A 23,396-nucleotide genomic window follows, 5' to 3' on the forward strand; every position below is an offset into this window, starting at 1 on the left:
CAGCTCCTTGGGCGTGTTGGCTGAACCATTCGACCAGTTCGGGCAACAAGCGGCCGATCAGCTCGCCGCTGCCGTTTTCAAGCACTTGTCGGCGGATGTCTTGCAGCAGATCGAGCACTTGGCGGTGCTGCGAGCTGTGGCAGTTCTCAATGGGATAGCCGGTGGCGACCATCCAGCGGTCTTCGATCTCGAAGTGCTCGATGGTGTGCGCCACCATGGCGTCAAAGCGCTCCAACAGCGTGGCGTGGTCAGCACCCAAGGCCACGTAGGTTGAGGCCAAGTGGTCGATGAAGGCTTGGTGGATGGCATCCAGGCGCGGATGCTGAAGGGTCAGATCCTCGGACCAGACGTAGGGGTGGGACATGGGCAAACTCCAAAACAGACCCGAAATAGACGCTTACCGAGCGTATCAAGGGTAGAGGCCGCGTTCCTGATGTGCCGCAAGGATGCGTCCACAAGCGACGGTGAATGCCGCCGTGCGCAAGGTGATGTGATGGTGATCAGCGGTGTCCCAGACGCGGCGCAGCGCGTCCACGATGATTTTGTCGAGCCGCAGGTTGATCTCGTCTTCGGTCCAGAAAAAGCTTGAAAAATCCTGCACCCACTCGAAGTACGACACCGTCACGCCGCCGGCGTTGCAGATCACGTCGGGCACCACCAAAATGCCGCGCTCATGCAGCAAGTCGTCCGCATCTGGGTGCGTCGGGCCGTTGGCCCCTTCAAGCACCAAGCGTGCCTTGATGCGGCCGGCGCGGTCCACGTTGATCTGGCCTTCCAAGGCGGCCGGAATCAGAATTTCGCAGTCGGTATCCCAAAACGCTTCGTGGTCGGCCGCTTCGCCTTGGGCAAAGCCTTGGACCCCGCCGTGGCGCTGGACGTAGGGCATGAGCTCGGCAAAGTCAAAGCCCTTGGGGTTGATGATCGTGCCCGAATGGTCTTGGATCGCCACGATCTTGGCCCCGGCTTGCTGGAAGAGCTCGGCCGCTGCTGAGCCGACATTGCCAAAGCCTTGCACCGCCACGCGCGCGCCGTTCAAGTCGAGATGGAGTCGCCGCGCCGCTTCACGGCCGGTGACAAACACGCCCCGGCCGGTGGCTTTGACCCGCCCGAGCGAGCCGCCCAAGTGGATCGGTTTGCCGGTGACGACGCCGGTGGCGGTGGTGCCGGTGTTCATCGAATAGGTGTCCATCATCCACGCCATGATCTGCGGGTTGGTGTTCACGTCGGGTGCCGGGATGTCTTGCTGCGGGCCGATGATGATGCCGATCTCGCTGGTGTAGCGCCGTGTCAAGCGCTCCAGCTCCTTCAAAGAAAGCAGCTTCGGATCGACGCGGATGCCGCCCTTGGCCCCGCCGTAGGGCAGGTTCAAGGCGGCGTTTTTGACCGTCATCCATGCGGCCAGCGCCATCACTTCTTCCAGATTGACCTGCGGGTGATAGCGCACCCCGCCTTTGCCCGGGCCCCGGCTCAGGTTGTGCTGCACGCGGTAGCCCTCGAAGTGCTGCACCGTGCCGTTGTCCATCTCGATGGGCACATCGACGATCAAGGAGCGTTTGGGATGCGTCAAGGTCTCGGCCCAGCGCGCCAGCTCACCCAAGTACGGTAGCACCCGGTCCACTTGAGCCAAGTAGACGCCCCAGGGGCTGGTCGCGGTGGGTTGAACGTAGGACAAGGTGTTCATGAGGGTATTCATGATGTGCATCATGCCGTAGGCTTGTGAGCCGAATTCCAATGCTTTTCAAAGGAGCGCGTTTCATGCGTTACAGGATGGTGATCAACAAGCACTGGGTGCTCGCGGTACCGCTCGCGACGATTTTGGCGGGTTGTGCGGTGCAAACCCCGCCGGTGAGCCAGCGCGAGTCCCTGCCGTCGCAAGCGGCGCAGCGCCAAGCGCAACAAGCGGTGCTGAACGCTGCCCCGGCGGTGCCGCAGCTCAAGCGCAAGATCGCGCTGGGGCGGATTTCCAACGAAACCCATTACGGCCAGTCGTTGCTGCGTGACGCGCAAGACGATCCGCTGGGCAAGCAAGTCACCGACATGCTCAGCAAGGCGCTGACGGAGTCCGGGCGCTACTTGGTTTTTGAGCGCCCCGATCTGGGCCGCGTCAAAGAAGAAGGCAAGCTCACTGGCGCGCAGCTCAATGTGATCGGCGTGGATGCGCTGATCGTCGGCTCGCTGACCGAATTTGGCCGCAAGAACATCGGCCAAACCGGCTTTCTCTCGGACAGCAAGCGCCAAGTGGCGTTTGCCAAGATCGACGTGCGGCTGGTCGATACCAGCACCGCCCACGTGTTCTTTGCCACTTCAGGGGCGGGCGAGGCTTCGGTGGAATCGGCCTCGACCCTGGGTTTTGGCTCCACCGCCAGCTATGACGGCACGCTCAACGACGCGGCCATCCGCCAAGCGGTGTCCGATGTGGTCAGCCGCTTGGGGACGGAGCTGAGTGCTCGGCCTTGGCAGACGGCGTTTCTTGCCGCCGAGCAGGGCCAGATTTTTCTCGCGGGCGGCAAAGCCCAAGGCTTGACGCCCGGCATGGTGCTGGCGGTGTTGACCGTGGGCAAAAAGATCAAATCACCCCAGACCGGCTTTGACATCACGCTGCCGGGCCAAGAGGTGGCCAAGGTGCGGGTGGATGCGCTCTTTGGCGATTCGGAAGCGACCGAAGGCTCGGTGGTCAGTGTGGTGAGTGGCTCCTTGGCGGGCCACAAACTCACCGACTTGGTGGTGCGGCAGCAAGGGGGTCAATGATGAAGCGCGCAATGATCAAGGCCATGTCGATGGCCGCTTCGGTGGTCGTGGTGGCAGGGGCTTCAGGCAGTTGCTTGCTGAGCTTGAGCGGCTGCGTGCAGTTTCCGACTGAAAAGCAAAGCGTGGCTGATCTGCGCCCGCAGATCGCTTTCAAGGCCGCAGGGGGTGTTTTCCCCGGTGCTGCACGGGTGTGGGTCGATGGTCTGGACGCCGGATCGGTGCTGGAGGCTATCGAAGGCCAAGGGACCTTGCGGGTCTTGCCGGGCACGCATCGCATTCAGGTGCGCGATGGCACACGGGTGTTGCTGGACGAGCAGGTGTATCTCGGTGATGGCACCAGCCGCACCTTGATCCTGCCTTGATGTTTTTGGGGAGGGTTCATGTCACGTCTATCACGTTGGTCACGTCTGTGGATGCTGCCATTGACGCTGCTTTTGGTGGGCGGTTGCGCACAGCGCCAGCCGCTTTATGCCTGGGGCGATTACGAGGGCTTGCTCTACCGCAGCTACAAGCAGCCGGAAAAAGCGGTCGAGATGCGCCTCAAGCTCGAAGAACACATCACGGCCCAAGAAGAGGCCAAGGGCAAAGTCGCCCCGGGCTTGTACGCCGAGCTGGGGACGCTTTACTTTCAGTCGGGCAAGAGCGACACGGCCGTGAGCTACTACCGCAAGGAGCAGCAAGCTTGGCCGGAGAGCAGCGCGCTCATGACTGCCATGATTCGCGCCATTGAGCGCCGTGCTGCCGGGAGCAAGCCATGACGATGTTGCGTACCTCCTCTACCTCTTGGGCGTGCTTGGGTGTTTTGACGGCCTTGGCTTTGGGCGGTTGCGCCACGCCCCCGCCCCCCGCTGAGCCCGCTTTGATCACCAAGGCCGTGCCGCGCTCCATCTTGGTGGTGCCGGTGGTCAATCAGTCGCTCGATGTCGATGCCCCCAACTACCTGTTGGCGACGCTGGCGGCACCGCTGGCTGAGAAGGGTTACTACGTCTTCCCGGTTCACACCACCAAGCTGGTGTTGGAGCAGGAGGGCTTTTACGAGGGCGAGCAGATCCACAAGCAGCCGCCGCAGGCTTTGGCCAAGCTGTTTGGCGCGGATGCCATCCTCTACGTCACCATCAAGCGCTGGGAAGCGCGCTATGTGGTCTTGCAGACGACGGTGTCGGTCGAGTTTGACTACCGCATCGTCAGCAAGGACGCACAGGAGCTGTGGAAGGCGCACCAAGTGCAGCAGTACCAGCCGCAAAACAACAACAACGGCTTGCTGGGTGCGGTGATCGCGGCAGCCATGGCGCGCGCTGCGCCGAACTACATGCCCTTGGCCCGACAGGCCCACGAGCAGGTGTTCTGGCAAGGGGCGACCGCGTTACCGCGTGGTCCTTATCGGCCGGCTGAACCGAACTGATCGCCCAGTTCGCTGGCGCGCTGGCGGGCGGCTTGCATGGCGTCGATGAAGGCGGTGTCCACGTGGGCGGCGTTCATGGCGCTCAGGGCGGCGTAGGTGGTGCCACCCTTGGAGGTGACACGCTCGCGCAGCACGGCGGGCGACTCGTCCGAGCGGCGCGCCAACTCGGTGGCCCCAGAGAAGGTCGCCAGCGCCAAGGCTTTGCCTTGCTCGGCGCTCAGACCCATGCGCTCAGCCGCCGTCATCATGGCTTCGATGAAATAAAAGATGTAGGCCGGGCCCGAGCCGGATAGCGCGGTCACGGCGTCGAGATCGCTTTCTTGCCCGACCCAAAGCAGCGCGCCCGTGGGGGCGAGCAGGGCTTCGACCTGTTGGCGCTCAGTGCTGCTCACCGAGGCGCGGGCAAAAAGGCCGGCGATGCCTTGACCGATCAGCGCCGGGGTGTTGGGCATGGCGCGCACCACCCGGTCTGAGCCGGTGGCGCGGGCGATGGCGTCGCTGCGGATGCCCGCCATCACTGACACCTGCACGGCTTGGTGAACCCAGGCCGCGCAAGGGGCCGCCGCTTCGGCAAAGCTTTGCGGCTTGACTGCCCAGACCACCATCGTGGCTTGCGTCAAGGCGGTGGAGGCGGCCTCGGCGCTGGCGAAGGTTTGAACGCCGAACTTCTCGGTCAGCACCACGCGTTGGGCCTCGAAGGGTTCAACGACCACGAGGTGTTGGGCCGGGGTGCCGCTGGCGATCAGGCCGCCGAGGATGGCGCTGGCCATGTTGCCGCCGCCGATGAATGCAAGGGTAGGGTGTGAGCTCATGGGCCGGCAGTGTACTGATGAGCAGCGCTCAGCAGCGTTGCGTTGCCCCCGGCAGCGGTGGTGTTGAGCGTGACGGTTTGTTCCACGCAAAAGCGCGGCAGGTAATGCGGCCCGCCCGCCTTGGGGCCGGTACCCGACAGGCCTTGGCCGCCGAAAGGCTGCACACCCACCACCGCGCCGATCATGTTGCGATTGACGTACACATTGCCCACGCGGGCTTGGTCGGCGATGTGTTCGGCAAGCTGGTCCAGCCGGGTCTGCACCCCCAGCGTCAGGCCATAGCCCAGCGCGTTGATTTGCTCGACCAGCTGATCCACGCCGTCATCACCCCCAGAATCGCCCCCCGACCAACGCACCACATGCAGCACGGGGCCGAAGATTTCCTCACGCAGCTCCGCCACGCTGCCGAGCTCAAACACCACCGGGGCGATGTGCGTGGCCCCATGAATGGCGGTGAAGTTGGGCGGCATGGGTGTGCGTGCCACCAGCTTGGCGTCGCGCTCTAGGCGTTCGAGGTGTTGGCACAGCTGGGCGTGCGCGGCGCGGTCCACGATGGGGCCGATGTCGGTGGCTTCATCGGCGGGGTCGCCCAGCACCAAGGTTTGCATTGCACCGGCCAGCATCGTCAGCACAGCTTCGGCGATGCTGGTGTGCAGGCACAGCAAGCGCAGGCACGAGCAGCGCTGACCGGCCGAGCCGAAGGCGCTTTGCAGCACCGCGTCCACCACCTGCTCGGGCAAGGCGCTGGCATCGACGATCATGGCGTTGAGGCCGCCGGTCTCGGCGATCAGGGGGACGATGGGTCCGTCGCTGGCTGCGAGCTGGCGCTGAATTGTCTTGGCCACGGCGGTGGAGCCGGTGAAGCTCACCCCGGCACAGAGCGGATGCGCGACCAAGGCCATGCCCACGGTGGGGCCTGAGCCGTGCAGCACCCGCAGGGCCGTGCGTGGCAGACCGGCGTCGAACAGCAGCTCGGCAAAGGCGTCGGCCACCGCTGGGGTCTGCGCGGCGGGTTTGGCTGCCACGGTGTTGCCCGCTACCAAAGCGGCCACCCCTTGGCCAGCAAAGATCGCCAACGGAAAGTTCCACGGGCTGATGCAGACAAACACCCCGCGTCCGTGCAAGCGCAGCTCGTTGTGCTCGCCCGTCGGCCCCGGCAGGGTTTGGGGCGCGAGCTGCGCCATGGCTTGTTGCGCGTTGTAGCGGCAGAGGTCGATGGTTTCGCGCACTTCGGCCAGCGCATCGCCTAGCGTCTTGCGGCCTTCACGCACCAAGCGGGCGCAGAACTCGGCCAAGCGCGCTTCAAGCGCATCGGCGGTGCGTTGCAGCACGGCGCAGCGCTCGACCAAGGGGGTGGCGTTCCAGCGGGGTTGGGCGCGGGCCAAGCTTGCCATAGCGCGGTTAGCGTCTTGCGGCCCATGCGGCGGCACCTCCGGGCTGGAGGGCAAGGTGCGAAGGGTGTGCTGCACGGCGGCCAAATCGGTGGGCGAGCACAGATCCAGCCCGCGCGCGTTGCGTCGTGCTGGGCCGTACAGATCGCGTGGCAGCGGCAGGTGGGCCGGGGCGCTGGGCTGGACCTGTGGTGCAGCCAGCAAGGTCTCAACGGACTGCTGCGGGTCAGCCAGCTGATGAACAAACGAGGCGTTGGCCCCGTTTTCGAGCAAACGGCGCACCAAGTACGCCAGCAAATCGCGCTGCGCGCCCACGGGGGCGTAGATGCGCACGGGTGGTGGGTGCGGTGGGGCGGTGGCGTCCGTGCTTTGCCGGATCGCTTGGTACAACCCTGTGCCCATACCGTGCAGGCGTTGCAGCTCGAAGGGGATGTTGTGCTGTCCCATGTGCGGGTTTGCCATGTGCATCACGGCGGCGATGCTGCTGGCGTTATGGCTGGCGAACTGTGGGTAGATCAGCGAGGGCTCTGCCAGCAAGCGCCGGGCGCAGGCTAAGTACGCTAAGTCGGTATGGTCTTTATGGGTCCAGACCGGGTAGTCATCAAGACCCAAGACCTGGGCGCGCTTGATCTCTGCATCCCAATACGCTCCTTTCACCAGTCGCACCATCAGCCGCAAGCGCTGGCGGCGGGCGATGGCGATCACCTCGTCCACCGTGTCGATCGCCCGGCGTTGGTAGGCCTGAACCGCCAGCCCCAGCCCACGCCAGTGTGGATGCTGCTGAGCGACATGCTTGGCCAAGGCCTCGAACACCGCCAGCGACAGCGGCAGCCGCTCGCTTTCTTCGGCGTCCAAGGTCAGATTCAGGTTGGCGCGGGCGGCGGCATCGACCAGCTGCATCACCCGGGGGACGAGTTGCCGCATCACCCGGGCATGCTGAAGGGCTTCGTAGCGCGGCTCCAAGGCCGAGAGCTTGATCGAAAGGCCGTCACCCTCTTCGGGGCTTGAGGGCACACCGCGTGCGGCGAGCTGTTCGATGGCTTGGTGATAAGCCGTTTGGTGCGCTTGGGCGTCGGCTGCGGTGCGGGCCCCTTCGCCAAGCATGTCGAAGCTGTAGCGCAGCTGAGGCTGGCCTTGACGGTTTCGGTGCGCGCGCGCCAAGGCGGCAGGCAGGTCTTGGGCGAAAACAAATTGCTCACCCAAGAGGCGCAGCGCGTGCCGGGCCATGTTGAGCACCCCCGGCAGGCCGACGTGCTGGAGCCGTTCGGCACTCCAGCCCCCAACCCACAAGGGGAAGGGCGCGTGACCCAGCTGATCGCGCATCAGCCTTGCCGCTGTTGCGTCGTCGGGGATGCGCAACAAGGCTTCGGCCAGACGCATCAGGGCCAAGCCCTCAGGGCTGGAGATCGGATAGCTTTGCAGCAGCGACTCCAAGGCCCAGAACGGCGCGGGATGGGTGCGGACCGCTTCGATCCAGGGCCGGGCGCGTTGGGCCACGTGTTCCCAGTCCGCCGAGGACAGCCCATGCAGTCCATGCAACGTTCGAGCTTGGTGGCTTTCGCCGCTTTGGTCGCTTTCGTTGCGCATGGTGGTTTTTTGTCGCAGGGGCCTCAGCTGCGCGCGCCGAAGATCGCGGTGCCGACGCGCACCATGGTGGCCCCTTCAAGGATGGCCGCTTCCATGTCCGCGCTCATGCCCATCGATAAGGTGTCCAGATCAAGGCCGTCGGCGCGTAACTGTTCGAAAAGGGTGTGTAGCGCGCGATGCGGTACACGTTGGGCTGCGAGCGTGGCGGCGGGCTCGGGGATCGCCATCAAACCCCGCAGGCGCAGGCGCGGCAGGCGGGCGATTTCATGGGCCAGCGGCCGCACGTTGTCGGGGCTCAGGCCGCTTTTGCTGATTTCAGCGCTGATGTTGACTTGTAGGCAGATCGACAGCGGTGGCAGATGGCTGGGCCGCTGATCGGAGAGGCGTTGAGCGATCTTGAGACGATCTACGCTGTGAACCCAGTCAAAAGCCTCCGCCACCACCCTTGTTTTGTTGGCTTGTAAAGGGCCAATCAAGTGCCATTCAAGCTTGGCGCGTAGATCGGCCAAGGTGTTGATTTTGTCCAAGGCTTCTTGGACGTAGTTCTCGCCAAAGGCGCGCTGGCCGGTGGCATACACGGCCCGAACGGCATCAGCGGGCTGGGTTTTGCTCACGGCCAGCAACTTAACGCTGTCCTCATCCCGCCCTGCGGCCCGACAAGCGTCGTGGATGTGTCGATGAACGGATTGAAGATGGGTCGAGAGGGTGGTCATAATTCGCAGATTAACTCCGAGCCCCTTATTTGCGGGGGTCACGGCTCTTATTTTTCACTCGTTCTGCCCGATGAACATCGAATCCCTGCTCCAGTTCACCGTCCGCAACAAAGCCTCCGACTTGCACCTCTCGGCGGGCTTGGCCCCCATGATCCGTGTCAATGGGGATGTGCGCCGTATCAATGTCGATCCGATGACCCATGAACAGGTCAAGGAAATGGTGTACGGCGTCATGAATGACAAGCAGCGCAAAACCTACGACGAAATGTGGGAGGCTGACTTTTCCTTCCCCATCGCTGGTTTGGCGCGTTTTCGGGTCAATGCCTTTGTGCAAAACCGGGGTGCCGCAGCGGTGTTTCGGACCATTCCGAGCAAGATCTTGTCCCTCGAAGATCTGAAAGCCCCCAAGCTGTTTGCCGAGTTGGCCCTGAAGACCAAAGGCATGGTGCTGGTGACGGGCCCGACGGGCTCGGGCAAGAGCACCACCTTGGCCGCCATGGTCAACCACCTCAACGAAACCGAGTACGGCCACATCCTGACGGTCGAAGACCCCATCGAATTCGTCCATGAGTCGAAGAAATGCTTGGTCAATCAGCGTGAAGTCCACGTGCAGACCAAGTCGTTCGCTGCGGCCTTGAAGGCCGCCCTGCGGGAAGATCCGGACGCGATCTTGGTGGGTGAAATGCGTGACTTGGAAACCATCCAGCTGGCGCTGTCAGCGGCTGAAACGGGTCACTTGGTGTTCGGTACCCTGCACACCTCCAGCGCCGCCAAGACCGTGGACCGGATCGTTGACGTGTTCCCGGCGGCTGAAAAAGAAATGGTGCGGGCGATGGTGTCTGAATCGCTCGTGGCCGTGATTTCTCAGTCCCTGTGCAAGACCCGTGACGGCACGGGTCGGGCGGCAGCGCACGAAATCATGCTGGGCACGCCCGCGATTCGTAACCTGATTCGCGAAAACAAAGTGGCGCAGATGTACTCGGTGATCCAGACCGGCCAAGCCCAAGGCATGCAGACCCTTGATCAAGCGCTGTCGGATTTGGTCAAGCGCAATGTGATCACCCCTGCTGAAGCACGTTCCAAAGCCAAAGTGCCTGAGAACTTTCCGGGCTAAGCCGGGTTAACATGCTTTCGACCCTTCCCAGAACTTAAGCCCCAGCCCACCATGGAACGCGACCAGGCCTCCAAGTTCATCAACGACCTTCTGCGCTTGCTGGTCTCGCGCAAGGGCTCAGATCTTTTCCTGACGGCAGATTTCCCACCGGCCATCAAAATTGATGGCAAGGTGACCAAGATCTCGCCGCAACCTCTCACGGGGCAGCACACCTTGGCCTTAGCTCGGGCCATCATGAGCGACAAGCAAGCTGCTGAGTTCGAGCGCACCAAAGAGTGCAACTTCGCCATTTCGCCGCAAGGTGTGGGGCGCTTTCGGGTCAATGCCTTTGTGCAGCAGATGCATGTGGGCATGGTGCTGCGCACCATCCCGACGACTGTGCCCACCATGGACGGCTTGGCGTTGCCGGCTGTCTTGAAGGATGTGGCCATGCAAAAGCGTGGCTTGGTGATCGTGGTGGGGGCGACCGGCTCGGGCAAGAGCACGTCGCTGGCGGCCATGATTGATCACCGCAATGCCAACGCGCAGCATCACATCATCACCATCGAAGATCCGATTGAGTTCGTGCATCCGCACAAGAACAGCATCGTGACGCAGCGAGAGGTCGGCATCGACAGCCTCGACTGGGAATCCGCGCTTAAAAACACCCTGCGCCAAGCCCCGGATGTGATCTTGATGGGAGAAATCCGCGATCGAGAGACCATGGAACATGCCTTGGCCTTTGCGGAGACGGGCCACTTGTGCGTGGGTACCTTGCATGCCAACAACGCCAATCAGGCGCTGGATCGGGTGGTGAATTTCTTCCCCGAAGAGCGGCGTCAACAGTTGCTGATGGACCTTTCGCTCAATCTCAAGGCGATGATTTCTCAGCGCTTGGTGCCGCGTGAGAACGAATCAGGGCGAGCCGCAGCGGTTGAAATCTTGATCAATACCCCGTTGATTTCGGATTTGATCTTCAAGGGTGCGGTGGCTGAGATCAAGGAAGTGATGAAAAAGGGCCGCGATATTGGCATGCAGACCTTTGACCAAGCTCTCTATGACTTGTTCCAGAGCCATCAAATCTCCCTTGAAGATGCCTTGCGTAACGCTGATTCGGTGGGGGATTTGAGCCTCATGATGAAAACGGGTACCGGACGTGGAGCCCAACTTGCGAAGGGCGGTGGCGGTGGTTCCGGTAGCTCGTCCGGCGGCAATACCAAATCCGGCAGTGGCAGTGGTATGGGCAGTGGTCGTAGTCTGGACGACTTGAGGTTGGTGTGATGGCGGTGCAGAAGCCCGTCTTGGCCTTCATCGGCTTGGGTGTGATGGGTGGGCCGATGGCCGCCCATTTGGTGCGTCATGGCTACCGCGTGCAGGTTTACAACCGCACCCACGCCAAGGCGCAGGCTTGGTGGCAAGCGCATCAGCACGCTGGTGCCATCGCACCCGTCGTGGCCCCCACCCCGCATCAAGCCGCGTTGGGGGCGGACATCGTGATGACTTGTGTGGGCAACGACGATGATTTGCGCTCGGTGCTGCTGGGGCCGGCTGGCGTCTTGGCCGGCTTGCAAGCCGGGGCCGTGATCGTCGATCACAGCACAGCGTCGGCCAACGTGGCGCGTGAGCTTCACGGCGTGGCGCAGGCTTCGGGGGTGGCCTTCATGGATGCCCCCATGTCCGGCGGCCAAGTCGGCGCTGAAAAAGGCCTTCTGACCCTGATGTGTGGCGGCGAAGCCGAAGCCTTTGCCCGTGTGCAGCCGGTGTTGGCGTGTTACGCCCGGGCAGTGACCCACGTGGGCCCGAGTGGCAGTGGGCAGCTGGCCAAGATGGTCAATCAGATTTGCATCGCCGGCTTGCTGCAAGGCTTGTCAGAAGCCTTGGCCTTTGGCGAGAAAGCGGGGCTGGATATGCCCCAAGTGTTGGGCGTGATCGGCCAAGGTGCTGCGCAGAGCTGGCAAATGGACAACCGGGGCTTGTCGATGCTGGCCGACCGCTTTGATTTCGGCTTTGCGGTCGATTGGATGCGCAAAGACTTGGGCATCGTGCTCGACGAGGCTCAGCGCAACGGTGCGGCCTTGCCCGTGACCGAGACGGTCAATCGCTTCTACGCCGACCTCCAAGCCTTGGGCGGCGGACGTTGGGATACCTCTAGCTTGATCCGTCGGCTACGCTAAGGCGTGGCACGGCCCGACGCCGACGCGCCTTTGACTCAGAAGTTGCTGGTCGTGGGTCGGGGTGGCAGCAAGGCTGGATCGGCGGGGTCGGGCGTGACGATGTCCAACAGTCGCACCACCTTGCGCACGCCTGCGATGTTGCGGGTCAACTCCGTCGCCTTGTTGGCTTCAGCCGCCTTGACCCGGCCCATCAGATAAACCACTCCGCGCTCCACCACCACTTTGAACGCCTGGGAAGGCAAATTGCTGGCGTCAATCAAGGTGGCGCGGACCTTGGTCGCCAGCATCAGGTCGTTGGAACGCTCTGACGACGAACTCGGCCACGTCACCACCATCTCGTTGGTGACGCTGGCGACGTTCTCGACGCGCCGCGCCGCTTGCTCGACCGCCCGCTTGTCGGACTCGTTGAAGACTTCGCCGGTCAGCAGCACTTGGCGGTTGAAGCTGGTCACCACCACATGGCCCTTATCACCAATGAGTTCGACCGCCCGGTTGTAGGCCTTGATCTCAATGGTGTGGTCTTCGAGCTGCAAGCCCGGTGTGCGTTTGTCCGACATGACCCAAGCTGCGCCCCCAAAGAGCGCTGTACCCAGCATGAGGGGCGCCGTGCAGCCGCTCAGCAGCAGGGTTGCAGCAAGGGCGAGGCCCAAGCTCAGGGAGGAGCGAGACGAGGGAGCAGCGGTGTAAGCAGTTCGCATGGCATGCAGCATAGGGTTCAAGCGTCGCCGTCTTCATCGCCCAGCAGCAAGGTATCCACGCCGTCGCACAAGCAGTGCAAGGCCAGCAGATGAACTTCTTGGATCCGGGCGGTGCGTTGGTGCGGCACGCAAAGGTGGATGTCGGTCTCTAGCAGTCGCGCCGCCATTTGCCCGCCGCCCTTGCCGGTCAGGGCCAGCACGGTCATGTCTTTTTCGTGGGCGGCGTCGATGGCGGCGAGCACATTGGGCGAGTTGCCGCTGGTGCTGATGGCCAGCAGCACGTCGCCCGGTTGGCCCAAGGCGTGGACTTGCTTGGCAAAGATCTGCTCGAAGCTGTAGTCGTTGGCCAAGGCGGTCAGGATCGAGGTGTCGGTGACCAGCGAGATGGCGGCCAAGCCGGGGCGATCACGCTCGAAGCGGCCGACAAACTCGGCCGCAAAGTGTTGCGCGTCGCCCGCTGAGCCGCCATTGCCGCAAGCCAGCACTTTGCCGCCATTGGTGATGGCTTCGAGAATGACATGCACCGCTTGGGCCAAAGGCCGTGTCATGGCTTCGGCGGCGGTGTATTTGAGGTCAGCACTGTCAAAAAACTGCTGCTGGATGCGTTGTTCGAGCATGGGCGCGATGATATTCGAGCCCGAAGGGGTTTCCGCCGACTTCAACGACCTTCAACGGGCATCGAAGGCCGCTTTGAGCCATTCAAGGGTGTCATCTTCCATGGCGATGACGTCAAAGCGACACGGTGGCCAAACCGCCAGACGCAGCAAGTAATGCTGTGCTGCGCGGATCAGCCGGCGCTGTTTGACCCCCGTGACGCTGGCCGCCGCCCCGCCCCAATCGCTGGAGCTGCGTTGGCGGACTTCGACGAAGACCAAGGTGCCATCGCGCTCACGCATGATCAAATCGATTTCGCCGCCGCGCCGTGAGGGGCCGCCAGCCACTCGATAATTGCGCGCTATCAGCGCCAAGCCGTGGGCTTGCAGATGAGCCAGCGCACGGGTTTCAGCGGCGTCACCCCAAGCTTTGGTGGTTGTTCCTGATGTTGGCATTTCGGCCTCCCTTTTCACGCATTGTTCCCAGTCACCCACGCCATGTCCTCAACGTTGCCTTCGTCTGTTCTTTTACAAGCCGCGCAGTTCGCCGCCGGGGCCCAGCAATACCCATCCGCAACGCTCTACGTGGTGGCCACGCCGATTGGCAACTTTGCCGACTTGAGTCTGCGTGCCATCCATGTCTTGGCCACGGTGCATGCCGTGGCTTGCGAAGACACCCGGGTGACGGGGCAGATGCTGCATCGTCTGGGGGTGTCACCGGCCTTGATGGCAGTGCATCAGCACAACGAAAGCCAAGCGGCTGAGCGCGTCATCGAACGGCTGGCTTTGGGCGAGCGGGTGGCTTTTGTCAGTGATGCCGGCACGCCTGCGGTGTCTGATCCGGGCGCGCGGTTGGTGGCGGCGGTGCGTCAGGCCGGGTTCAACGTGGTGCCTTTGCCGGGGCCGAGCAGCGTCTTGACGGCCTTGTCGGTGGCGGGCGATATCGGCTCAGCGGGCGAGAAGAGCGGTGGCGGTTTTCGCTTTGTGGGCTTTTTGCCGCCCAAGGGTGCCGAGCGTAGCCAAGCCATTCAGCGCTTGCAGATGGAATCAATGACCACGGTGCTTTTTGAAGCGCCGCATCGCATCGAAACCCTCATGCAAGCTTTGGCCGAGCACATGCCCGAGCGGCGCGTCACGCTGTGCCGAGAGTTGACCAAGCAGTTCGAGCAGATTCACACCTTGCCGGCTGCGCAGGGCCCGGCTTGGCTGGCTGAGGATGCCGACCATCGGCGCGGAGAATTTGTGCTGGTGCTGCATGCCCAAAGCCCGGTGGACGCTGAGCTGCCGGCTCAAGCGGCGGCCGAGAAGCTGCTGAACGCCTTGTTGGGCGCTTTGCCGCTGCGCCAAGCGGTTGATCTGGCCGCTGAATTGAGCAGCCAGCCGCGCAAGGCGCTTTACGCCCGCGCCCTTGAGCTGCGCCAAGCCGAGGATGCTGCTGCTGAGGATTAACGCTGGGCCGAGGCGGTGCCTGCGCTGCTTTGACCGATGTTGCGCGCCAAGATGTTGGAGAACTCTTCCATGAAGGTGTCCATCTGCATGGCGATGCGGTCGATGTCGTGGGCGAAGCGGTTGTAGGCGATCACCGCCGGGATGGCGGCAAACAGGCCGATGGCGGTGGCGACCAGCGCTTCGGCAATGCCCGGAGCCACGGTGGCCAAGGTGACTTGTTGCAGGTTCGACAGGCCCGTGAAGGCATGCATGATGCCCCAGACGGTGCCAAACAGGCCGATGTACGGTGACACCGAACCGACGGTGCCGAGGAAGGACAAGCGCGACTCGACCACGTCCATCTCGCGCTGCAAGCTGGCCCGCATGGCGCGGCGCGCGCCGTCGAGCAACGCGCCGCTGTCGCTGATGCGCCGCTCACGCAGCTTGAGGAATTCGCGCATGCCGGCCGTGAAGATGCGCTCCACGGGCGCGCCTTTGCCTTCTTCGGCGTTGTGTTCGCTGCTGCTGTAGAGCTCTTGCAAGCTGCTGCCGCCCCAGAACTCGCGCTCAAACGTCTCGTTGTTGTTGCGCACCCGGTTCAGGCCGACAAACTTGCTGATGATCACGGTCCAACTGGTCACGGAGACGCTGAGCAAGATGCCCATGACCAACTGGACGACGAAACTGGCTTGGGTGACGAGGTGCAGGATATTCAGGTCCTGATTCATGGTGCTGCTTGAGAAACGTGAAGTTCGGGTGGAAGGGGCAGGGCGGCGATCAGGGCCGCTGGCATGCGGGCCGGCCGGAAGGTGCGGGCATCGACACAACCGGCGCGGATCCGGCCTTCGGCCAGCACCACGTTGCCCCGGCGGGCTTGTTGATCAATGAGAAAGCTGGCGCGACCCACCTCGACCACAGACACGCTTACATCGATCAGATCATCGAGCCGTGCTGGGGCGAGGTAGCGCACTTCGGTGGATGAGACGACAAACATGCGCTGCGTTTCGTGGCGCAGGGCCTCTTGCGAGAAACCCGCACTGCGCAGCCACTCGGTGCGGGCGCGCTCAAAGAACTTGAGGTAGTTGGCGTAGAACACCACGCCGCCAGCGTCGGTGTCTTCCCAGTAAATGCGCATGGAGACCCTGAAATCCGCTGACAAGCGGTTGTGTTGGTGCTGGTGATGATGGGGCAGGGGATGGACCATGTTTTTCAATGGCGCTGCATCAACGCCATCACAGCTGCGGCGACGGCGGCCCCAAGCCCGGCCATGGCGGCGAAGCTGAGGTAGCGGCGCAGAGAAAATGCCGGGCGATCACCATTTTTCTCGGCGGCGTCACCCATTTCGGCGGGATGCGATGACAACCATTGGCGGATTTCTTTGGACAGCATGGCGGCGCTGTCGTGGCGTTGTTCAGGCAGGGCGGCCATGGCTTTTTGCACGATGGTGACCAACTCACGCGGCAGGGTCGGGTCCAAGGTCAGTAAATGCTTGGGATGGCTCCTGCGCACCGAGGCGAGGATGTCTTCAAGGGATCGGCCGGTGAAGGGCTTCTCGCCGCTGAGCAGCTCATAAAACGTCACCCCGAGCGAATAAACATCGGTGCGTGGGTCGGTGCTTAAGCCCTGAATTTGTTCGGGCGAAGCGTAATAGGGCGAACCAAACACCGGCTCGCCCACTTCGCTGCGGTGCGCCACGCTGGCGGTGCCGAAATCCAGCACCAAGGGCTTGGACGGCCCGACCATAAAAATGTTGCCCGGCTTGATGTCGCGGTGAATCACGCCCCGGCTGTGGGCGTAGGCCAAGGCGTCGGCAATGCGACGCACGATCAGCGCCGACTCTACCGGCGTTGGCCGCCAACCCAAGCGCAGCATCTGCGCCAAGTCCTTGCCGTTGAGCAGCTCCATGGCGATGTAAGCGCCTTCGGGGCTCAAGCCGGCGTCAAAGACCGTGACGATGTGTTTGTGGCTCATGTTGGCCGCAGCACGCGCTTCGCCCAAGAACTGCGGATTGATGCGCCGCAGATCCTGCTGTGGCAAATCCAGCGGCACCGTCTTGATGGCGATCAGGCGCGAGAGCAGCGGGTCGTAGGCCGCCCAGACGGTACCGATACCGCCTTTGCCAAGGTGGTATTTGAGCTGGTAGCGCCCGATATGGCCCACCGTGGGCAGGGCCACCACGCGCTCAGGCGCATGGCTGGCTTCTGGGTCGGTGTGCTGCCCTGGCCAGAGAGACTCCGCACCGGCCAAGCTGGCCTCCATGCCATGCGTCGGCTCCAGATCGCCGGGCAGGGTGGACTCCCCCGCATCGTCGTCGGAGCGATCGCGCACGGGCGGTCTGGAGGAATGGAGCATGACCAAGGGCGTCTCAGAAGGCGTGGAGATCAGCCGCCGCGTTGCTGTCGTTGCGCTTGGACCTCTTCAGGGCGCAGATCCGCAGCGGTCCGGTCGAGCACGCCGTTGACGTACTTGTGACCGTCGGTGCCGCCGAAGGCCTTGGCCAACTCAACAGCTTCGTTGATCGCCACCCGGTAAGGGATGGCCACGAAGTTTTGCAGCTCGAACAGGCCGATCAAGAGCACGCTGTGTTCCACCGGCGAGAGGTCTTGGAGCCGGCGGTCGATGTGACGGCGCATCAGCGCTTCAAGCTCGGGCGCTTGGGCGATGCAGCCTTCAAGCAGCGCGTCAAAGTGCGCAGCATCGCATTTGCCGAAGTCGTCCTGTTCGCGCATGTGGGCACTGATCACGCTGGTTTCCGAGCGCGTGACGAGCCATTCATAAAGGCCTTGCAGGGCGAACTCGCGCGAGCGCCGACGCGATGACTTGGGCCGTTCCGGGCGTTTCTTGGCCTCGGGGGCGGCATTGGCGGCATTAGCTGCGTTCGTGGCGCTGGTGGCGGGGGAGAGGGTATCGTTCAAGTCAGTTCTTCCAGCAGATTGGCCATTTCGATGGCCACGCGAGCCGCGTCACGGGCTTTTTCTTCAACACGGGCCTCGGCCTGCACCATGTCTTCAACGGTGAGGATGGCATTCGCAATCGGGATGCCGTAGTCGAGGCTGACCCGGGTCACGCCCGAGCCGCTCTCGTTGGCCACGAGTTCAAAGTGATAGGTTTCGCCGCGAATGATGCAGCCGATGGCGATCAGGGCGTCGTAGTCATCGCCGTCAGCGAGTGCCTTGAGGGCGATGGGTACTTCTAGGGCACCCGGCACCGTGACCACTTTGAAGTCACGCTCTTTCACCCCCATCAAGATGAGTTCAGCGCGGCAGATCTGTGTCATGCGATCCGTGATGCCGGCATTGAAGCGCGCTTGCACCACGGCAATCGACAAGCCCTTGCCGCTCAGATTGACGCTCTGACCTTTATCGGCTTTCAACATTTCAGGCTCCCAAGTTCAAATCGTTGTTGTCGGTGTTCCGTTTAGGCGGCGGGCAAGAAGCCGGTCACTTCCAAACCGTAACCCGTCATGCTGGGCATGCGCAGCTGATTGCTCATCAACTTCATACGCCGCACCCCCAGTTCGCGCAGGATCTGTGCGCCGACACCATAGGTGCGCAAGTCCACGCCCGTGCGTTGGGGTTCCACCATGGCCGGCGCAAGTTGGCCCAGCAAGGCCTCGGCGTCGCGGCCGCAGTTGAGCAGCACCGCCACGCCTCGGCCTTCGTTTTGAATGGTTTGCAGTGCCTGCGGCAGCGGCCACGAATGGCGGTGGCTGGCCGTGTCGAGCAAATCCAGCACCGAGAGCGGTTCATGGACGCGCACCAAGACGTCATCTTCAGCTGTCCATGTCCCTTGGGTCAGGGCCAGATGCACTTGGCCGCTGCGGTCGCGGAAGCTTTGGCACTCAAACGTGCCCCAAGGCGTGCTGAGGCTTTGCTGCGACAGGCGTTCGATGAGCGTTTCGTTGCGGCTGCGGTAGGTGATCAAGTCGGCGATGGTGCCGATCTTCAAGCCGTGCGTTTTGGCAAAGACGATCAGCTCGGGCAGGCGAGCCATGGTGCCGTCGTCACTCATGATTTCGCAGATCACGGCGGCGGGCTTCAGGCCGGCCATGCGCGATAAATCACAGCCCGCTTCGGTGTGACCAGCGCGCATCAGCACACCACCGTCTTGGGCTTGGAGCGGAAAGATGTGACCCGGTTGCACCAAATCAGCCGCCGTGCTGGCGCGGTCCACCGCCACTTGGATCGTGCGCGCCCGGTCGGCGGCCGAGATGCCGGTGGTCACGCCGGTGGCGGCTTCGATGGACACCGTGAAGGCCGTGCCGTGTTTGGTGCCGTTGCGCGGGGCCATCGGCGGCAGGCGCAAATGCTCGCAGCGCTCACGCGTCAGCGTCAGGCAAATCAGGCCCCGGCCATGCTTGGCCATGAAGTTGATCGCCTCGGGCGTGACGCGGTCAGCCGCCATCACCAAGTCGCCCTCGTTTTCACGATCTTCTTCATCCACAAGGATGACCATGCGTCCGGCGGCCAGTTCGGCCACCAGTTCTGGGATAGGAGAAATTGACATGCCGCGAATTGTAGGCGGGGGTGGGCTTGCAGGCGCATGTACACCATGACCACGCTCTTAACAAATGTGTATGTTTATCGCCGCTGCAACGCTCGCAAGGCCCGGTCGGTGGTCGGGAGCTTGCGCAAGTACTTGAAGGTGCCGGTGGCGTGGGCGCAGAGCGCGCCGCTGCTGTTGAAGATATCGCCCTGCGTGAACACCAGCGTGCTGCTGGCGTGCAGCACCCGGGCAGCAGCCCGTAAGCGCCCTTCACCGGGGCGCATGAAGGTGGTTTTCATCTCCACCGTCACCACGCCCGGGCCCCCATCGGATTGATCGCGGTTTAGGCTGCGCGCCGCGTGCGACATCGCCACATCCAGCAGCGTCATGCACAACCCGCCGTGTACCACCCCAAAGGAGTTGAGCTGTGTTTCAACCACGTTCACCCCAATTTCAGCCTCGCCCGCCTCGAAGCGCAGCAACTCAAAGCCGAGAGACTCGATGAAGGGAATGTGGACGGGGAAGTTCATCATGTGTTCGCCAAGGTTTTGGCCAGTTGTCGGCCCAAGCATGCGCCCAGAGAGACCGGGACGGCGTTGCCAATCTGGCGCATCGCCTCACCCCATGCGCCAGCGATGCGGAAATCATCAGGAAAGGTCTGGATGCGCTTGGCCTCAAAAACGGTGAAATACCGCAGGCTACCGTCGGGGTAGCGAATCATGTTTTCCCCACCAGGGACGCCGTGCCCACCCGCTTTGATCGTTTTGGCGGGCCAGTCCAGATCACTCCCTGTGTGCCCCGGGTAAGACCGTGCTCCTTCCTTGAAGAGATGATCTGCAATCGCATGGTTTTCGCGTGGGTCAGGCATGTCCTTGATGACATCGCGAACCGTTCTCCAAGGAAGACCTTCAGGTTCAAAGAACCCATATCTCGTCTGTAGTGTGGTGTCAGCTTGGGTGACAGGTGGGGGCAAACTATGTTGGTGCCAATAGTCGCCGGATACAACCATCTCCCATCGCAGGCGATCTTCTGAATGGGTGGGTTGTGGAAACGACCATGTCAAACCAAGGTCTGAGCGCAGCCCAACGATGAGAACGCGTTCTCGTGTTTGCGGCACACCATAATCAGCCGCATTGATGAGCTTGTAGCTCACGTCGTATTGCAGGCCATGAACCCTTTGGCCCTTTTGAGTGGGGCACTTCAGATCAGCCAAATGATCACGCCAATCTTGGTGTGGTTTGGCTTTTCGATCTGGGTAACTCAGTCGCAGCAGAATGTATTCAAAATAATCTGCGAAGCCGGGGCGCAGTAATCCTTTAACATTCTCAAAAATGAACGCCTTGGGGGCCAATGCCTCAATGGCTTTGATGGCATGGGGAAACATATCCCGGGCATCGTCGTAAGCTTGATGCTTGCCCCCCAAAGAAAAAGGCTGGCATGGCGGGCCACCTGCGACGACATCAATCTGGTCGAGTTTTTTGAAATCAAAATCTCTGATGTCGCCAAAAAATACTTTGTCAGCTTGGAAATTCTGACGCAGTGAAGCACAAGCATGCTTGTTGTATTCAACAAACGCTGCATGAGAAAAGCCCGCCAACTCCAAACCCTTGGCGAGACCGCCAGCGCCAGAGAATAATTCCAGTGAATTCATTTGCGGTCAACCCAAGGAATTCAAATGATCTTGAATGGATTGAAGAATGACTTCTTTCTGCGTTGCTTTGCCCATGCATTTATGAGCCCATAGTCGTCCGGGGTGAATAACGTCCCAATCTGACCTGGCTTGTTCATAACGCCCGCTGCCCGGATCATGGTTGCCAAAACCATCCAAGGATACGTTCCATAAAGGGCGATGAATTTTGATCAATTTGGCTTCCACCGTTCCGATCATGTCGGAAGCGGTGTCTTCAAAAATGACAAAGCGACACATGAAGTCTTCGAGATCAAGACCATCAACCAGACCTATATTGCGACTGTGTTCTCTCAGTCGGCTATGGAGTTCGTTGGATTGGACGGCGGCGCTATCCGAAGTCCGTGCTTGACGCCAGCCCCTCGGAACAGCTTTTCCCACATAGATCGGGACGTTGTACGCCAGCCGGTTGAGTTCACCGTAGGTTTTGTACGGCGCGGCTTTGCCGGTGTAGTACAGCGCATAAACGCCTGTGCCAGAGAACGATGCCGGCGTTGGCAGGCTGTGAACCGGCGTGCCATTGAAGAAACGAACAGCATCCTTGATCAGTTCATCAAACTGATCGTTTTTGTAGACATGCTTGGAACGGTCGAAGGCGTTTTTCATCGGAGCAAAGCAGAAGCCAAGCGCGGAGTCTATGTGCTGAAGCGCTATGTCCAGCGGTGTTCAAACCAACGCTCACTGGGACATCAACAGCGGCACCAGCCACGGCATCAGGATGGAGGAGAGCAGGGCTTGGAGGCTGAGGGCGAGGCCGGCGTAGGCACCGGCGTCGGGGTGGACTTGCATGGCGCGGGCGGCACCGATGCCGTGGGCGGCGTTGCCCAAGGCGAAACCGCGCACGCTCCAGTCGTGGATGTGCATGGCGTCGAGCAAATATTTGCCGATCAGCGCGCCGCTGATGCCGGTGATCAGCACAAACGCTGCGGCCAAAGCGGGGATGCCGCCGATGTGCTCGGCGATGCCCATCGCCACCGAAGCGGTGACCGATTTGGGGGCCAGGGAGCGCAGCACGTTGCTATCGAGGCCAAACAAGCTGCCGATCAACACCGCGCTGAGCGTGGCGGCCGCACCGCCGAGCAAGGCGGCGATCAGCAGGAAGAAGCCTCGGCGGCGCAGCTCCGTGCGCCGTTGCCACAGCGGCCAGCCCATCACCACCACAGCCGGGCCCAGCATCACGTGGACGAACTGCGCCCCCGCAAAGTAGGTGGGGTAGGGCGTGTGGGTCAGGCTGAGGACAACGCTGAGGATCAGCACTGCGCCCAGCACCGGGTTGGCCCAAGGCGGTGAGCCCAAGCGCACAAAAAGCGCATGCGCCAGCACATAAGCCACCAAGGTCGCACTCAGGCCAAAGAGCGGGCTGGAGGCGAGATAGACCCAGAGTTGGGCGACTTCATTCATGGCGCAACAGGGCTTGGAGCACCCACGCGGTGACCGCGATGCCGACGGCCGTCGAAATCACGATGGTGAACACCAGTTGCAGGCCGTACTGGGCCAGCAAGCCGGTGTGCATGATGATGCCGGCCCCCACGGGCACGAACAGCAGCGACAGATGCGCCAGCAGCACCTGCGCCGCCGCTTCGATGGGCTCGCGCAGCGGGGCCCAGAACAGGGCGGCAAAAAGCAGCACCAGCCCGAGCACCGGACCCGGCATCAGCCAGCCCAAGGCGTGTGTCAACACTTCGCCCAAGGTCTGGAAGACCAAGAGCAGGGCAAAACCACGCAGGGCTTGCATGAGGCGAGAGGTGAGGCGCGGGCGGCTGTGAGCGGCTTAGCTCGGGGTGACCAGATCTTTGATCTGCATGAGCGCGCCCGGATCTTCCATGGTGGTCAGATCCCCGGCGTCACGGCCTTCGCAGACTGCTTGGATGGCACGCCGCAGCACCTTGCCCGAACGGGTCTTGGGCAAGGTGGTGACGAAGCGCACGCGGGCCGGACGGGCGACCGCGCCGAGCTGACCATCGACCACCTTGAAGATTTCTGCTTCGAGCTTGCGGGCTTCGTCGGCGGTGGCGATACGGCTGGCGTCCTTGACCACGGCAAACGCCATGGCGACTTGGCCCTTGAGCTGATCGGCCACACCGACCACGGCGACTTCGGCCACTGCCGGGTGGCTGGAGATGCTTTCCTCGATTTCGCGGGTGCCCAAGCGGTGACCGGCGACGTTGATCACGTCATCGGTGCGACCCAAGATGTAGAAGTAGCCGTCTTCGTCACGCACGCCCCAGTCGAAGGTCGAGTACATGGTCTTGCCGGGAATACTGGTCCAGTAGGTGCTCACGAACCGCTTGTCGTCGCCCCACACGGTTTGCAAGCAGCCCGGCGGCAGGGGGCCTTCGACGGCGACCACGCCCTTTTTGTTGGGCTCGGTGATGGCTTCGCCGGTGGTCTCGTCGATCAGCTTGACGTCGTAGCCGTAGACCGCCTTGCCGGGCGAGCCAAACTTGCTCGGAGCCGTCTCAACGCCGTTGCAGACCGCCATGATCGGCCAGCCGGTTTCGGTCTGCCAGTAGTTGTCCACGATCGGCTTGCCCAAGGCTTCAGCGATCCACTTGGCGGTCGGCTCGTCGAGCGGTTCACCGGCC

27 protein-coding genes and 1 pseudogene are annotated in these 23,396 nt (G+C 62.3%); 8 read left to right on the forward strand and 20 right to left on the reverse strand.

Annotated elements, in window-relative coordinates; genetic code table 11:
• On the reverse strand, positions 1-364 hold a 364-nt coding region (locus tag AC3VI7_RS07460; RefSeq protein ID WP_489671444.1), incomplete at its 3' end, for a hemerythrin domain-containing protein.
• A 45-nt stretch (positions 365-409) separates the two neighbouring features.
• Positions 410-1,681: a Glu/Leu/Phe/Val family dehydrogenase gene (locus AC3VI7_RS07465; protein WP_489671145.1), complete on the reverse strand. Its 1,272-nt coding sequence runs from the start codon at positions 1,679-1,681 to the stop codon at positions 410-412.
• 74 nt (positions 1,682-1,755) lie between these two features.
• Between AC3VI7_RS07465 and AC3VI7_RS07470 the strand changes: the two genes are divergently transcribed.
• From AC3VI7_RS07470 to AC3VI7_RS07485, 4 genes are read left to right on the forward strand one after another with little or no spacing between them, the layout of a single operon-like run.
• Positions 1,756-2,748, forward strand: a complete 993-nt coding sequence (locus AC3VI7_RS07470; protein ID WP_489671445.1) for a CsgG/HfaB family protein — start codon at positions 1,756-1,758, stop codon at positions 2,746-2,748.
• On the forward strand, positions 2,748-3,110 hold the full coding sequence (locus tag AC3VI7_RS07475; RefSeq protein WP_489669660.1) for a hypothetical protein: 363 nt from the start codon (positions 2,748-2,750) through the stop codon (positions 3,108-3,110). The genes AC3VI7_RS07470 and AC3VI7_RS07475 overlap by 1 nt, the downstream gene beginning before the upstream one ends.
• A gap of 18 nt (positions 3,111-3,128) precedes the next feature.
• Positions 3,129-3,506, forward strand: coding sequence for a DUF4810 domain-containing protein (locus AC3VI7_RS07480; protein WP_489671446.1), 378 nt, complete (start codon positions 3,129-3,131; stop codon positions 3,504-3,506).
• Positions 3,503-4,150 carry a GNA1162 family protein gene (locus tag AC3VI7_RS07485; protein ID WP_489669658.1) on the forward strand — a complete coding sequence of 216 codons (648 nt, stop codon included), beginning with the start codon at positions 3,503-3,505 and terminating at the stop codon, positions 4,148-4,150. The genes AC3VI7_RS07480 and AC3VI7_RS07485 overlap by 4 nt, the downstream gene beginning before the upstream one ends.
• Here the strand turns inward: AC3VI7_RS07485 and proC are convergent.
• Genes proC through AC3VI7_RS07500 form a run of 3 tightly spaced genes read right to left on the reverse strand, consistent with a single transcriptional unit; the run spans position 4,126 to position 8,653 of the window.
• Positions 4,126-4,962 (reverse strand): pyrroline-5-carboxylate reductase, encoded by an 837-nt coding sequence (gene proC, locus AC3VI7_RS07490; RefSeq protein ID WP_489669657.1) that lies wholly within the window; start codon positions 4,960-4,962, stop codon positions 4,126-4,128. The genes AC3VI7_RS07485 and proC overlap by 25 nt on opposite strands.
• A complete protein-coding gene (locus tag AC3VI7_RS07495; protein ID WP_489669656.1) occupies positions 4,959-7,940 on the reverse strand; it encodes an L-glutamate gamma-semialdehyde dehydrogenase in 2,982 nt (993 codons plus the stop codon). Before AC3VI7_RS07495 ends, proC begins: the two co-directional genes overlap by 4 nt.
• Positions 7,941-7,963: 23 nt before the next feature.
• The gene (locus tag AC3VI7_RS07500; protein WP_489669654.1) at positions 7,964-8,653 is read right to left on the reverse strand and encodes a YggS family pyridoxal phosphate-dependent enzyme; all 690 of its coding nucleotides are present in this window, start codon (positions 8,651-8,653) and stop codon (positions 7,964-7,966) included.
• 70 nt (positions 8,654-8,723) lie between these two features.
• Here AC3VI7_RS07500 and AC3VI7_RS07505 point away from each other — a divergent pair, with 70 nt between their 5' ends.
• From AC3VI7_RS07505 to AC3VI7_RS07515, 3 genes and pseudogenes are all read left to right on the forward strand, one after another.
• Positions 8,724-9,767: a type IV pilus twitching motility protein PilT gene (locus AC3VI7_RS07505; RefSeq protein WP_489669653.1), complete on the forward strand. Its 1,044-nt coding sequence runs from the start codon at positions 8,724-8,726 to the stop codon at positions 9,765-9,767.
• Positions 9,768-9,818: 51 nt separating this feature from the next.
• Positions 9,819-10,904: pseudogene (locus tag AC3VI7_RS07510) on the forward strand (PilT/PilU family type 4a pilus ATPase); the annotation flags it as partial.
• A gap of 122 nt (positions 10,905-11,026) precedes the next feature.
• Positions 11,027-11,920 (forward strand): NAD(P)-dependent oxidoreductase, encoded by an 894-nt coding sequence (locus tag AC3VI7_RS07515; protein ID WP_489669652.1) that lies wholly within the window; start codon positions 11,027-11,029, stop codon positions 11,918-11,920.
• Positions 11,921-11,955: 35 nt separating this feature from the next.
• Here the strand turns inward: AC3VI7_RS07515 and AC3VI7_RS07520 are convergent, their stop codons facing one another.
• The 3 genes from AC3VI7_RS07520 to AC3VI7_RS07530 are packed head-to-tail and all read right to left on the reverse strand — an operon-like array spanning position 11,956 to position 13,667.
• Positions 11,956-12,618 carry a BON domain-containing protein gene (locus AC3VI7_RS07520; protein ID WP_489669651.1) on the reverse strand — a complete coding sequence of 221 codons (663 nt, stop codon included), beginning with the start codon at positions 12,616-12,618 and terminating at the stop codon, positions 11,956-11,958.
• 17 nt (positions 12,619-12,635) lie between these two features.
• Positions 12,636-13,235 carry a phosphoheptose isomerase gene (locus tag AC3VI7_RS07525; protein WP_489669650.1) on the reverse strand — a complete coding sequence of 200 codons (600 nt, stop codon included), beginning with the start codon at positions 13,233-13,235 and terminating at the stop codon, positions 12,636-12,638.
• A 51-nt stretch (positions 13,236-13,286) separates the two neighbouring features.
• The gene (locus tag AC3VI7_RS07530; RefSeq protein ID WP_489669649.1) at positions 13,287-13,667 is read right to left on the reverse strand and encodes a YraN family protein; all 381 of its coding nucleotides are present in this window, start codon (positions 13,665-13,667) and stop codon (positions 13,287-13,289) included.
• A gap of 42 nt (positions 13,668-13,709) precedes the next feature.
• Here AC3VI7_RS07530 and rsmI point away from each other — a divergent pair, with 42 nt between their 5' ends.
• The gene (gene rsmI, locus AC3VI7_RS07535; protein WP_489669648.1) at positions 13,710-14,660 is read left to right on the forward strand and encodes a 16S rRNA (cytidine(1402)-2'-O)-methyltransferase; all 951 of its coding nucleotides are present in this window, start codon (positions 13,710-13,712) and stop codon (positions 14,658-14,660) included.
• Here rsmI and tolQ read toward each other — a convergent pair.
• The 12 genes from tolQ to AC3VI7_RS07595 all read right to left on the reverse strand — a co-directional run.
• Positions 14,657-15,367 (reverse strand): protein TolQ, encoded by a 711-nt coding sequence (gene tolQ, locus AC3VI7_RS07540; protein WP_489669647.1) that lies wholly within the window; start codon positions 15,365-15,367, stop codon positions 14,657-14,659. The genes rsmI and tolQ overlap by 4 nt on opposite strands.
• Positions 15,364-15,774 (reverse strand): tol-pal system-associated acyl-CoA thioesterase, encoded by a 411-nt coding sequence (gene ybgC / locus AC3VI7_RS07545; protein ID WP_489669646.1) that lies wholly within the window; start codon positions 15,772-15,774, stop codon positions 15,364-15,366. The genes tolQ and ybgC overlap by 4 nt, the downstream gene beginning before the upstream one ends.
• A gap of 74 nt (positions 15,775-15,848) precedes the next feature.
• On the reverse strand, positions 15,849-16,967 hold the full coding sequence (locus AC3VI7_RS07550) for a serine/threonine-protein kinase (protein ID WP_489669645.1): 1,119 nt from the start codon (positions 16,965-16,967) through the stop codon (positions 15,849-15,851).
• Positions 16,968-17,020: 53 nt separating this feature from the next.
• Complete coding sequence (nusB, locus tag AC3VI7_RS07555) at positions 17,021-17,554, reverse strand: transcription antitermination factor NusB (protein WP_489669644.1); 534 nt, start codon at positions 17,552-17,554, stop codon at positions 17,021-17,023.
• Positions 17,551-18,015 (reverse strand): 6,7-dimethyl-8-ribityllumazine synthase, encoded by a 465-nt coding sequence (gene ribH / locus AC3VI7_RS07560; protein ID WP_489669643.1) that lies wholly within the window; start codon positions 18,013-18,015, stop codon positions 17,551-17,553. Before ribH ends, nusB begins: the two co-directional genes overlap by 4 nt.
• 41 nt (positions 18,016-18,056) lie before the next feature.
• Positions 18,057-19,145 (reverse strand): bifunctional 3,4-dihydroxy-2-butanone-4-phosphate synthase/GTP cyclohydrolase II, encoded by a 1,089-nt coding sequence (gene ribBA / locus AC3VI7_RS07565; RefSeq protein WP_489669642.1) that lies wholly within the window; start codon positions 19,143-19,145, stop codon positions 18,057-18,059.
• 74 nt (positions 19,146-19,219) lie between these two features.
• Positions 19,220-19,654, reverse strand: coding sequence for a PaaI family thioesterase (locus tag AC3VI7_RS07570; protein WP_489669641.1), 435 nt, complete (start codon positions 19,652-19,654; stop codon positions 19,220-19,222).
• On the reverse strand, positions 19,654-20,775 hold the full coding sequence (locus AC3VI7_RS07575; protein WP_489669640.1) for a DNA cytosine methyltransferase: 1,122 nt from the start codon (positions 20,773-20,775) through the stop codon (positions 19,654-19,656). The genes AC3VI7_RS07570 and AC3VI7_RS07575 overlap by 1 nt, the downstream gene beginning before the upstream one ends.
• Before the next feature lie 6 nt (positions 20,776-20,781).
• The gene (locus tag AC3VI7_RS07580; protein ID WP_489669639.1) at positions 20,782-21,417 is read right to left on the reverse strand and encodes an Eco29kI family restriction endonuclease; all 636 of its coding nucleotides are present in this window, start codon (positions 21,415-21,417) and stop codon (positions 20,782-20,784) included.
• 72 nt (positions 21,418-21,489) lie between these two features.
• Positions 21,490-22,212 (reverse strand): LrgB family protein, encoded by a 723-nt coding sequence (locus AC3VI7_RS07585; RefSeq protein ID WP_489671136.1) that lies wholly within the window; start codon positions 22,210-22,212, stop codon positions 21,490-21,492.
• Positions 22,205-22,546: a CidA/LrgA family protein gene (locus tag AC3VI7_RS07590; RefSeq protein WP_489671137.1), complete on the reverse strand. Its 342-nt coding sequence runs from the start codon at positions 22,544-22,546 to the stop codon at positions 22,205-22,207. Before AC3VI7_RS07590 ends, AC3VI7_RS07585 begins: the two co-directional genes overlap by 8 nt.
• Before the next feature lie 36 nt (positions 22,547-22,582).
• On the reverse strand, positions 22,583-23,396 hold an 814-nt coding region (locus tag AC3VI7_RS07595), incomplete at its 5' end, for an AMP-binding enzyme (protein WP_489671447.1).

The organism is Leptothrix toolikensis (SeqCode) (genome assembly GCF_057922285.1).

Excerpts from the sequence above, each read along its gene's own strand:
- AC3VI7_RS07475 (WP_489669660.1), top strand. The coding sequence starts at position 2,748 with ATGAAGCGCGCAATGATCAAGGCCATGTCGATGGCCGCTTCGGTGGTC.
- AC3VI7_RS07470 (WP_489671445.1), top strand. The coding sequence starts at position 1,756 with ATGCGTTACAGGATGGTGATCAACAAGCACTGGGTGCTCGCGGTACCG.
- AC3VI7_RS07590 (WP_489671137.1), bottom strand. The coding sequence starts at position 22,546 with ATGCAAGCCCTGCGTGGTTTTGCCCTGCTCTTGGTCTTCCAGACCTTG.
- AC3VI7_RS07575 (WP_489669640.1), bottom strand. The coding sequence starts at position 20,775 with ATGAATTCACTGGAATTATTCTCTGGCGCTGGCGGTCTCGCCAAGGGT.
- tolQ (WP_489669647.1), bottom strand. The coding sequence starts at position 15,367 with ATGAATCAGGACCTGAATATCCTGCACCTCGTCACCCAAGCCAGTTTC.
- AC3VI7_RS07495 (WP_489669656.1), bottom strand. The coding sequence starts at position 7,940 with ATGCGCAACGAAAGCGACCAAAGCGGCGAAAGCCACCAAGCTCGAACG.
- AC3VI7_RS07465 (WP_489671145.1), bottom strand. The coding sequence starts at position 1,681 with ATGAACACCTTGTCCTACGTTCAACCCACCGCGACCAGCCCCTGGGGC.
- AC3VI7_RS07580 (WP_489669639.1), bottom strand. The coding sequence starts at position 21,417 with ATGAAAAACGCCTTCGACCGTTCCAAGCATGTCTACAAAAACGATCAG.
- ribH (WP_489669643.1), bottom strand. The coding sequence starts at position 18,015 with ATGTTGAAAGCCGATAAAGGTCAGAGCGTCAATCTGAGCGGCAAGGGC.
- AC3VI7_RS07500 (WP_489669654.1), bottom strand. The coding sequence starts at position 8,653 with ATGACCACCCTCTCGACCCATCTTCAATCCGTTCATCGACACATCCAC.
- AC3VI7_RS07525 (WP_489669650.1), bottom strand. The coding sequence starts at position 13,235 with ATGCTCGAACAACGCATCCAGCAGCAGTTTTTTGACAGTGCTGACCTC.
- ribBA (WP_489669642.1), bottom strand. The coding sequence starts at position 19,145 with ATGTCAATTTCTCCTATCCCAGAACTGGTGGCCGAACTGGCCGCCGGA.
- proC (WP_489669657.1), bottom strand. The coding sequence starts at position 4,962 with ATGAGCTCACACCCTACCCTTGCATTCATCGGCGGCGGCAACATGGCC.
- AC3VI7_RS07505 (WP_489669653.1), top strand. The coding sequence starts at position 8,724 with ATGAACATCGAATCCCTGCTCCAGTTCACCGTCCGCAACAAAGCCTCC.
- rsmI (WP_489669648.1), top strand. The coding sequence starts at position 13,710 with ATGTCCTCAACGTTGCCTTCGTCTGTTCTTTTACAAGCCGCGCAGTTC.
- ybgC (WP_489669646.1), bottom strand. The coding sequence starts at position 15,774 with ATGCGCATTTACTGGGAAGACACCGACGCTGGCGGCGTGGTGTTCTAC.
- AC3VI7_RS07515 (WP_489669652.1), top strand. The coding sequence starts at position 11,027 with ATGGCGGTGCAGAAGCCCGTCTTGGCCTTCATCGGCTTGGGTGTGATG.
- AC3VI7_RS07585 (WP_489671136.1), bottom strand. The coding sequence starts at position 22,212 with ATGAATGAAGTCGCCCAACTCTGGGTCTATCTCGCCTCCAGCCCGCTC.
- AC3VI7_RS07570 (WP_489669641.1), bottom strand. The coding sequence starts at position 19,654 with ATGAACTTCCCCGTCCACATTCCCTTCATCGAGTCTCTCGGCTTTGAG.
- AC3VI7_RS07530 (WP_489669649.1), bottom strand. The coding sequence starts at position 13,667 with ATGCCAACATCAGGAACAACCACCAAAGCTTGGGGTGACGCCGCTGAA.
- AC3VI7_RS07485 (WP_489669658.1), top strand. The coding sequence starts at position 3,503 with ATGACGATGTTGCGTACCTCCTCTACCTCTTGGGCGTGCTTGGGTGTT.
- AC3VI7_RS07520 (WP_489669651.1), bottom strand. The coding sequence starts at position 12,618 with ATGCGAACTGCTTACACCGCTGCTCCCTCGTCTCGCTCCTCCCTGAGC.
- AC3VI7_RS07480 (WP_489671446.1), top strand. The coding sequence starts at position 3,129 with ATGTCACGTCTATCACGTTGGTCACGTCTGTGGATGCTGCCATTGACG.